The sequence below is a fragment of the Siphonobacter sp. genome (assembly GCF_048595215.1).
Classification (GTDB): Bacteria; Bacteroidota; Bacteroidia; order Cytophagales; family Spirosomataceae; genus Siphonobacter.
Map to the genome: position 1 here is coordinate 1 of NZ_JBMDWJ010000271.1, position 10,465 is coordinate 10,465.

At 45.3% G+C, this 10,465-nt stretch carries 7 protein-coding genes; 6 read left to right on the forward strand and 1 reads right to left on the reverse strand.

The features are described from left to right. The 3 genes from ACOJTG_RS16765 to ACOJTG_RS16775 form a co-directional block, all read left to right on the forward strand. Nucleotides 1–753: ParA family protein (locus ACOJTG_RS16765; protein WP_420154883.1), on the forward strand; the 753-nt coding region annotated here is incomplete at its 5' end. A gap of 5 nt (nt 754–758) precedes the next feature. Then, a complete protein-coding gene (locus ACOJTG_RS16770) occupies nt 759–1,610 on the forward strand; it encodes a hypothetical protein (protein WP_420154884.1) in 852 nt (283 codons plus the stop codon). A gap of 739 nt (nt 1,611–2,349) precedes the next feature. Further along, nucleotides 2,350–3,342 (forward strand): replication initiation protein, encoded by a 993-nt coding sequence (locus ACOJTG_RS16775; RefSeq protein ID WP_420154885.1) that lies wholly within the window; start codon nt 2,350–2,352, stop codon nt 3,340–3,342. A gap of 153 nt (nt 3,343–3,495) precedes the next feature. On the opposite strand, the gene ACOJTG_RS16780 is transcribed toward ACOJTG_RS16775, so the two are convergent. After that, the gene (locus ACOJTG_RS16780) at nt 3,496–4,671 is read right to left on the reverse strand and encodes a DNA alkylation repair protein (protein WP_420154886.1); all 1,176 of its coding nucleotides are present in this window, start codon (nt 4,669–4,671) and stop codon (nt 3,496–3,498) included. A gap of 268 nt (nt 4,672–4,939) precedes the next feature. Here ACOJTG_RS16780 and ACOJTG_RS16785 point away from each other — a divergent pair, with 268 nt between their 5' ends. From ACOJTG_RS16785 to ACOJTG_RS16795, 3 genes are all read left to right on the forward strand, one after another. Continuing rightward, entirely contained in the window at nt 4,940–7,366 is a 2,427-nt protein-coding gene (locus ACOJTG_RS16785) for a TonB-dependent receptor domain-containing protein (RefSeq protein ID WP_420154887.1), read from the forward strand. Nucleotides 7,367–7,957: 591 nt separating this feature from the next. Then, nucleotides 7,958–8,674, forward strand: coding sequence for a DUF92 domain-containing protein (locus ACOJTG_RS16790; protein WP_420154888.1), 717 nt, complete (start codon nt 7,958–7,960; stop codon nt 8,672–8,674). 331 nt (nt 8,675–9,005) lie between these two features. Then, on the forward strand, nt 9,006–9,920 hold the full coding sequence (locus tag ACOJTG_RS16795; protein WP_420154889.1) for a DUF808 domain-containing protein: 915 nt from the start codon (nt 9,006–9,008) through the stop codon (nt 9,918–9,920). Nucleotides 9,921–10,465 lie beyond the last annotated feature (545 nt).

Consider the following 10,465-nt stretch of genomic DNA (forward strand, 5'->3'; position numbering starts at 1 on the left):
GCTCGGGTAATTAGTATCGTTAACCACAAGGGCGGTGTCGGTAAAACGACCACCACCATTAACTTGGGGAGTGCTTTGGTACTGGCGGGCTACCGAGTATTGGTTATTGACATTGATTCTCAAGGGAACCTTTCCCAAAGCCTGGGACTTGATAATCCGGAAGTGCAGCTTTACGAGGCTCTCTTGCAAGGTAAATCCTTACCCATTGTCCCCATCGTTCCTAATTTTGATCTGGTTCCCAGTAGTCTGGAGTTAGCTAAATACGAACGTGAACTTACCCACTCTCCTAGCGGTGCTTTACGCCTGCGTACGGCCTTGAATGCTGTACTACCCCAATATGACTACATTCTCATTGATTGCCCGCCTGCGTTGAACGTATTTACGAATTCAGCCTTGATTGCCTCCAACGCTGCTCTGGTCACGCTGGAACCCGAAACGTCGGCCATCAAGGGCATCAATAACCTTTTTGAATTAATTAATGAAATTCGTCAGTTCTTTAACGAGTTTCTAAGCATCGAAGGGATTCTTTTCACCCGCGTAGACCGTCGCCTTGTCCTTCATAAGGAACTTATCCAAACCATTAGGCAGGATCTACATGATTTTCGCGTATTTGATACTGAAATTCGTCTGAACGCAGCTTTGAAAGAATCTCAGTACGCACAGGTTGATATTTTCCGCTACGCTGCCGGTTCTCCCGGTGCTCAGGATTACAAGCAGTTAGCCCAAGAACTTCTCACGCCCGTAACGAAATAATCCGTATGAAGAAAATTGTCAATCAGTTCGGTACAAAGGATCTCATCAAAAAAGACAGTGGTTCACTGGTGCAGCAGGAGTTAATCAAAAACCAGATCACGATCATCCCTGAACTGGAAACGCTAATTCCGCCCCTTTTAGACGATGAATACAAGCAACTTGAAGCTAATATTTTACGGGAAGGTTGCCGTGAACCCTTACTGGTTTGGGAAACTCCCGCCAGTAGCGTTCGGAATACGGATGACAATCATTCTTTGTTTGTACTCGTGGATGGTCACAACCGCTATCGGATTTGTAGCAACCACGGTATTAATTTCCGGATTCTTCTAAAGGAATTCCCAGGGCTAGAGGAAGTTCGAGCCTATATGATCGACAATCAGCTCGGTCGCCGAAACCTGACGCCTGAGCAAACCTCGTACTTACGCGGTCAGAAATACCTTTCCCTCAAGAAAGACAGCGGTCGGCCCGTGGGAGAAACTGCCGGAAAACGCACGGAGGAAATTCTAGCGGAGCAGTTCAACGTCAGTCCAAAAACCATTCGGACGGATGCTGAATTTGCCAAAGGATTAGATAAAACTTCGACGGACCTGAAAAAGGAAATTCTTTCACGAAAGTCAAAAGTAAATAAGGGAGATATTGTCAAACTTGCCGATACGCCAACGTCTGATCAGCCCATTGCTTCTGTACAAGAACTACAGGAGGTACTCAGTAAAAAGAAAAAGCCCACAAAGGCTTCGCAGCCTCAGAATGAATTAGTTCGACTCAAGCAATTAGTTGGGCAATTAGAAACAGGTTCTAGTAAAGCAACCTATCAAGAAATCATCGATCTGGCTCAATCGCTGCTGGATAAACTTTAAATTGAAATGTGGTAGATTTTACCACATTTCAATTTAAAGTTTATCCATTCATTAAAGAAAGCTGACCAAGTCTTCAACTCTAGTCATCTCATGGGCGAACCTAATTACGTAATGTGGTAGATTTTACCACATTATTTTTTTGTCTATATCTGACTTAAAGTCCAGAGTCAGCACTTCGAAAAAAGCCTTCGTCCAAACCTCACCTTTTGAGGTTCTCACTAATGTGGTAAATTTTACCACATTAGTAGTCGAGTGGTAAGAACTAAGCTTTCTACTATTTACAACACTCAGTTTGTTCATCGGCCAATGCTACTTGAGTCGCTCTATGAATAGGTGTGACCTGTAACTGAAAAGAATTTGTTTCTGTATAATTAACCAGTGGACTTAACGAAAGTTGAACAACAGGGATGAAAGCATTCGGGCCATGGCTCTTGCTTATTCCTTCTTTTGCAATCAAGATTCCAGATTTGATTAGGATAAACATTTTGAAAACGATCCTAGTTAACTAGAGCTCCCTATCGCCGAAATAAAGGCTATAATGCTTTAGGGAAGCAAGTAAATGATTGCAAGGTAGAACCCGCTATTAATGTGGTAAAATTTACCACATTAATGTAAGTCCTTGTCATACAAACCTCTAACGAAGTGTATGACGCGAAATAAATTCTTACAATTAAAAGTGAGAAAAAAAGGAGAGGTCTCACTTTTAATCCGTACTTTTCCGTCTAAGAGGGAATAACCTATGGATAATTCGGTAAGTTTTCAGAAACGCCTTAATAACTTTCAGCCTAATTTCATTACGGAATCAAAGCAACAGTTCTCGGAATTGGAGAAGCGAATTGTGGTTATGATTATCAATCAAATTCGTAATGTCAAAGATTACCAGGAAGGGCAGAACTTACGTTTTACCATCCCCATTACGGAATTAGCCAAGTCCAATAACTATCGAAAGCTATACCAGGCGGCCAAATCACTGACGGATAAAAAGATTCTGTACGAAGACTTCTCCAATCCCAAAGCTCCCAGTTTTGCTTCGCTGGTACCTTTTCCATTGGTACGGACGGTCAATGAAGACGGTCGAAATTTGCTTGAGATCACGATGCTGGCAAACGTAGTGCCGCAATTCATTGAATTAGGTAGTCGATACACCAAATACAGCATTGACGTCATGCTTTCGCTAGAGTCGGTGTATTCCCAGCGAATTTATGAGTTGATGATGATGTACTACAACCGCGGACAACGCGTGTTTACGTATTCCGTAGACAAACTCAAATTCATGCTCAATTGTCCGGATAGCTACAATTTCAAGGAAATTCAACGCTGGGCATTGAAAGTAGCCCAAGCAGAGTTGTTCAATAAGGCCAATATCATCTTCGAATACGTTCCCAGTAAGAAAGACCGTAAGAAAATTCTCGAACTGGAATTCACCATTAAATCATTCATGGATGTGGCTACCGAAGCCGTTGAAGAGGAGATGGACAGTTTTTACCAGGCTTCGGAAACCAACAAATATCTTGTAGCCCGCAACCTTCTTGAAACGCAATACACGTTTACCCAGCAGCAGATCGAAGAAATTCTTTCTTTCCCGGAAAAGCTTGAGAAATTTGTCAAAGTCAATTCCGAGATTGAAAATGGAAAGATTGTGGTAAAGACTTCCAAAACTCAGTACATGGCTACCGTCCTCGGGTACAAAACGCAGAAAGGTGAGGTTCGGACTAAGTCCAAAAAGGCTTAATGAAAGCGAACCTCAGGACGAAGAGTTACATAAGTAATATACTCAGGCACAGTTTTTTACAGAGAAATACTCGTGTATTACTTGAGCCTTAATATGCCTTTGTAACTTTCCTGTCGTAAATACAACCTGAACCGTCTGCCCGATAAGCGTGTACTAAAGAAATAACGTAAAAGGCAGCGTACATTTTTCTTCCCCATTTACGATGATCGAAAGCTGGTGTTCCCCGGCGTAGTATACTCGCGTGGTGATAGGTCGGAACGCATGCCGTCGGATCACCGTACTCGATTCGCTGGCGGGATATAGGCGTTCACTAATTTTAAATACTTTACGGCTCAACTGTCCATTCGCTTTACGGAAGTAAATGCCATATTCCAATCTCACCGTATGGGATCGTGTTTTTTGATTCGTCAATACGAATGAAAAAGTTAGTGATTCACCCATACGCACCTCTTTTGTTAAAAGTTGAACATCCGTTAAAGTCAAATCTTCACTTTCCAGTCCATAATGGGCTAATGCTTCCGGATAGCCCCGTTTTAAAAGCGTACGGCAGGCGTGTTTAATCAGTGCATCGGTCTGAGCACTTTGACCCGCCCACTGACGAGCTATTTCCATAACCACTTCCGGGTGATCTTTGGCGATGTCGTTAAGGTGATTCGCTACGCTGCGACGAACCGACTCGGAAGGATCATTTTTCAGGTTTTCCAGGATCGGTAGCGTAGGCGAGGGGTCTTTTTTGAGGGCAGGAATACCAATTCCCCAGGGTAAACGCGGACGACTACCCTCACTAGCTAATCGCCGAACCTGGGACGAAGGATGCTGCGACCAGCGAGACATTTGCTGAATCATGGCTTCCGGGTACGTTAAAAGGAAAGGACGCACGGCAAATTCGGCACTGATCAGCTGCGTCGTTCGTTCAAACAAGGCTACAGAGGTAGGAAAGTCGGAAAGCCCGTAAGTAGCAATATACTCGGGAAGAAAGATATACACCAGACTATCCCCGCTAGGTCGCTGCTTCAGTAATTTTTCTACGATGGTTAGTAGATAAGGAGCCGCCATTTCGAAGTTTTCGGGTAAGAATTCGTGCAATACATGGCTCGTATGCTGCATCCGCTCTTTCCAGGCCATGTCGGCGAACGCAGGAGTGAAAATGCGTTGTAAGAAGGTTTCTTTCGCAAAGTCAGGTAACACTTCTTGCAGAAGCTCAGAAAAGTGATCGAAGAATTCAGGGGAGTAAATATCTTTTACTAAACTCATCAGTAAATCCTGGATAGGTTTGTTGACTAGGGGAGTTGCCTTGTACTTATTAACAAAAGGCAAGCGGTCGTACATAGGCGTACAAGACACGTTGGAAAACTAACGATTAATCCCCAAACATCACGTATGGCGACCAACGTGTAGGCGTGAAATTTGAAAGAAGGTAGCCTACCCATTCAAATACTCGTTTTTTCTCGCCGAAATAAAGCTTCAAAAAAGAGCTAAACTTTTTTTCAGTAGCCTGCAACATTTTCATTTTTTCCGGCTCTTTAGCCTGAAATCAACCAATCATTTCCTAAGATCCAGGCCAATCCTGGTACGATCACCTTCACATCCTCCTCCTATGAAATACGTTTTAACCATAGCCACACTGGCTCTATGGTTGGGGCAAGCTTTGTCCCAATCCAGCCACCCCGGTACGCTGAGTGGTACGCTCCTGGATTCCACGACGCGGCAAGTCATTCCCTTTGCGAACATCGCTCTGTATGAGCAATCTCGCTTAGTGAGTGGTACCACTACGGATGGAGTAGGGACTTTCAAGATTACTAATGTACCTTTAGGTACGTATACGCTTACGGTGACATCCGTCGGTTATCATAAATACAGTCACTCAATTAGCCTAACCGCCCAGCAGCCCCACTTAATAGGGGCTAGCTTAAGCTTAATTCCGGAAAATCGAACGCTCAGTGAGGTAACCGTATCCGCTCAGAAAGCCTTGATTGAGGATAAAGGAGATCGATTGGTCTATAATGCCGAAAAAGACATTTCCAACGTTGGCGGCTCCGCGGCGGACGTACTGCGTAAAGTGCCTTCGCTCAGTGTGGATCTGGACGGTACCGTGCAAATGCGGGGCAACAGCAACATTCGTGTACTGATCAACGGCAAACCTTCGGCCATGATGGCCCGTAACCTGGCCGATGCCCTCCGCCAGATGCCCGCTGATAACATTCGTTCCGTAGAGGTGATTACCAGTCCCGGTGCCAAATACGACGCCGAAGGAGCGGCCGGAGTAATTAACATTATTACCAAAAAAGCTCTGCAGGGATTCAATGGTTCGGTCATGGCTTCTGTGGGAACGCTGAACCGCAGCGTCAATGGAAAATTATCCCTCAAGACGCCCAAAATCGGCTTTTCGTTGTCAGCCAATGGATACCAGTTCCGCAATATTCGGGAAGCCGAGCTAGTACGTACCACTTTAGCCGATGGAAATCCGTTAAATATCCTTCGACAAAGCAGCCGAGCCGACAACACGGGTACGGGAGGAAACGGCGAATTAAGTCTAGATTACGACCCGGATTCGACTAATCACATCAACTTCTCGGCCAATGCATGGGGTGGTTATTATCCCAATAATAGTCAGGTAATTAATCAGCTTAGCGACGGAGCCGATCGACCCTTACAGGCCTTTCGCAATGACATTCGGATGCGGAATCCGTACGGGAACAGTCAATTCGACCTGGGTTATACCAAAACCTTTCGCAAGCCAAACCAGGAATTCTCCCTGCTAACGCAATTTAGCCGCATGCCCGACAACTATTTTTACGATACGGATCGCTATTCGCTGGAAGAGCAACTACTATCACGGGAACGGAGTACCAACTACAGCCGTAACAAAGAATATACTCTTCAAGCCGATTATACGCAACCGTTTCAGCTACGTACCCGGCGGGATACGTTTAATTTGAAACTGGAAGTAGGTTTAAAGGCTATTCAACGAAATATTGGTAGTGAGTTTCGCGTCGAGCAGTCGGCAAATGGACAGTCGCCTTGGGAAGTGGATCCGAGTCAATCCAATGATTTTAAGTATCAGCAAAGCGTCTACGCGGGTTATTTGGCCCTTCGGGCAGAAACTAAATCTAAGCTAAGTTTTAACCTGGGTACACGACTAGAGCATACGGCCATCTCAGGCGATTTTTTAAGCACAAAGACGAGCTTAGCCAACGCGTACACGAATCTGATTCCAAGTCTTACCCTATCAAAAACTTTCCGTACCCATACGTTTAAGGCCAGTTATACGCAACGCATTCAACGTCCGCAGCTTTGGAATCTGAATCCCTGGGTTAATTCCAGTGACCCGAGAAACCTGCAAACGGGTAATCCGTATTTGCAACCCGAACTCAACCACGGCGTAGAATTAGGACATAGCAAAACGACCTCCTCGGCTTTATCAATTAATTCAGCCCTGTACGGACGGCTGACAAACAATGCCATTGAGTACATTCGAAGGGTGGATGATACGGGCATTTCAGTGAGTAAACCCGAAAATATTGCCCAGCGAAAGTCCTTAGGACTAAACGTAAATCTGTCGGGACAAGTCAATAAGAGCTGGACGTTGAATGGAGGGATAGACGTTCGATACGTCGATCTGTATAGCCCCAGTCTTCAACAGAGTAATTCTGGCACGGTAGCGAATATTAATGTTAATAGTACGTATAAATTACCTAAAAACTATACCTTTCAGGCCAACGGTAATTTTAACTCGGGCTGGATCAATATTCAGGGAACCGGTTCAAGCTTTTATTGGTACGGCTTCGCTCTCAAACGGGAATTCTGGGAGAAAAAAGCCAGCTTAACGTTGGGAGTAAATAATCCTTTCAATCAGGGAGTGCGGCAAACGTACCGGCAGGTTTCTCCCACGTTTGTATCAACGTCACAATCCTTTTTTGTGAACCGTTCGGCCCGACTAGCCTTTGAATGGCGGTTTGGTCAAATGACTGCCGTTGGCAAACAGGGTCGTAAAATTCGTAATGACGATGCTGGAGGACGCTAATCGGCCTTGCTTTCCATCCAAAAACCTATTCGTAGAAATCGCTAGGTTCTATGAAAAACTAATGAACCATTTTATGTACTAGTCTTATAAAGCTTACAGCTATCGCTACTACATTTAGTGTAATTAAGTACATGTACTTTTATAACTTAGATTAGTTAGCTGCATGTTTTACTTATAAATATTTACTTAGTAACGAAAATTATTAAAACGTATTTATTTACATGTCACTCGAAGAGAGTTCTTCAAACACTTGCTAAATGATCTGCCATTAGTAGAAATGAAAGGATAAATATTGGCTTGAACTAGGCAGAAAATCCGTGGCTTAGGTTCGTCGAAAATCGTTGGCTCGTTGGTATGCAATAGGATTTTTTGCTTCCAGGATACAAACCTGTACGGCGGTTAGGGGGGCGTACTTGGTCAGGCGAATTTTTGAACTACTACTCTTCTGTAAGATACCAGCTATTCGTTTGGTTGAAGAAATGAAAAGCCATTTGATTTTTCGAAGCAAGGATGCCAATTTGCAGCTCAGCTCCAAGGATGGTCTACCATTCCAGGAGCTGAGAATCTGTATGAACTAATCATCCATCAAGCGTGAGTATACAAGCCTGGGCCGTAGTTGTCTTTTTAGGAGTGGGTATGTGGTTGAGCGTCAAAGCTGGCAAGTTAACGGTTCTGGGTGCTTTGACCGGGGGTATATTGGGCTGGGCCATTTATTCGGGAGCCGGTTTGATGGGGCTGAGTATGCTAGGAGCCTTTTTTGTACTGGGATCGCTGGTAAGCTCATTCCGGTTTCGTGATAAAGCAGCCCTGGGATTGGCCGAAGCGAATAAGGGGCGACGGAAAGCCAGTCAGGCCTTGGCCAACGGTGGGGTAGCTGGACTAATGGGCTTGTTGAGTTGGGCCTATCCCGCCCGGACTGAACTCTTTCAACTCATGCTGGCCGCCAGTTTTGCTTCGGCTACGGCGGATACCTTTGCTTCTGAACTCGGTAATATATATGGTCGAAGTTATTACAATATTCTTACCTTAAAACCCGATACCCGGGGGCTGGACGGCGTCATAAGCCTGGAAGGAACCTTGGCTGGTGTAGGGGGTAGTACGATCATAACGGGTCTGTACATCCTGGGGCAGGGCTGGGGGCTTCTGGTGGGAGTCGTCTGGATAGCCGGAATACTAGGCAATTTGGCGGATTCGGTGCTGGGAGCTGCCTGGGAACGAAAAGCCTACCTCTCTAACGATGCCGTAAATTTTTTAAATACGCTCATTGCCGCTCTGATTGCCGGAGCCCTGTATCTGCTCCTCGTTTAGCGTAGGCTCTACTCCAGCGTCTTTACGGAGCTAAGTACCGTCACTTACCACTGGACCATAAATTCCCCCGTATCTTCACGAAAAGTAGCCGTAGGGCCCATAAAGCAAGATAAGTATACGACTTTACCCTGTATCTTCGCCCCGAATCTTTCGGTAATTCAGGAAACAAGCTTCGACTTCTCTTGGGCTCATTTTGTGGAAAGAGGGGCGTTTTTGAAACAGGCCCATTCTTTTAAGCCAAAACAACAGAATCACTAGGAGTTCGGGGAGGCGAGTTAATAACAAGTCCTGTACAAAGCCGAAACGATTCATCACCCTTAAACCATCACTAATGGCAACTGGATTGCTAGCCCTTTTAGATGACGTTGCAGCCCTGGTAAAAGCCAGTGCCGCCAGCCTGGACGACGTTCCTACCCAAGTCGCTAAAAGTACGGGGAAAGTTTCGGGTGTCGTCATTGACGATACCGCCGTAACCCCCAAATACGTGGTAGGACTAGACCCCTCCCGTGAAGTCTCGATCATTTATCAGATCGCAAAAAAATCATTAATTAATAAGGTATTCATCCTTACGCCAGTAGCCCTGCTCCTGGGTTTTTTCGCTCCCTGGATCATCACGCCCATTTTGATGTTGGGGGGAGCGTATCTGTGTTTTGAAGGCTACGAGAAGGTACATAGTATGTTTAGCTCACACGATGCACACGGTGATTCGGAGGATGAGCTCAGCGTCATTACACCCGAAGAGCTGGAGAAAACCCGGATTAAAGGAGCCGTACAAACCGACTTTATTCTCTCTTCAGAAATCGTTGCCATTACGTACGGTACCGTATCGGATCAGCCCCTGGTAACGCAGATTGCAGTTATGTTTTTCGTAGCGATTTTCATTACCGTAGCGGTATATGGATTCGTAGCCTTACTGGTGAAAGCGGATGATCTGGGCGTATACATGGCTCGGGAAAACCGACCTTCTGCGATTCGTAAAATAGGGTTTGGATTGATTCGGTTTATGCCCCGTTTCTTAACCGTTTTGGGGTACGTTGGTACCGCGGCCATGTTGTGGGTAGGGGCGGAGATTATTTCGCACGGAATCCCCGTACTGCATCACGGCCTGGAGGCCATTGAGCACGCACTGGCGGACGTACCCGCATTAGCCTGGGTGGCGAAAGTGGTGGCTAGTGCCTTGGGTGGCTTAGTCATTGGAGCGATTATTGAAAAAATCGTAACGCTGGTTCGGAAGATGCGTAAATAAGATAGTCTGAACTTTTTTCTTATACAGCCCGGAAGTGATAAACTCTCGGGCTGTTTTTACAGAACGAGTGTCGTCGCGTAGGTACGGCTGGTTGATAGCTCTTAAGTCTTGCGGGCTGGGCCTCTTCACGACTAACCATTCCATGAGGGGTAGGATGAAGTGATCAGGTTCTTAATCGATCACCGCTAAAAGAAAATAGTCAAGAACTATTTCATAGAGCCTATGACACGAAACCTGAAGAAAGTCAGGTTTCGGTGCGTATACCACTGTTCGTTAGTAGCTTACTGAATCGGCGACGATCGACGTAGGCAATCAAAAGAAAGTACGCGTTTTCAACTTACTAACTGCTAAATCAATACGTATCAATCTACCCAAGTATACAAAACGATAGGAGCAGAAGTGATCAATCACTTCTGCTCCTAGTTGCATCTAAAACAAGCCTTACGAAGCTTTGGCCAGCTGTTTCTTTTTCATGAACTTTTGCGTGCGTCCTTTTTCTTGGGGCAACTGAATGATACCTACGATGTTGAGCAATTTCATGATCT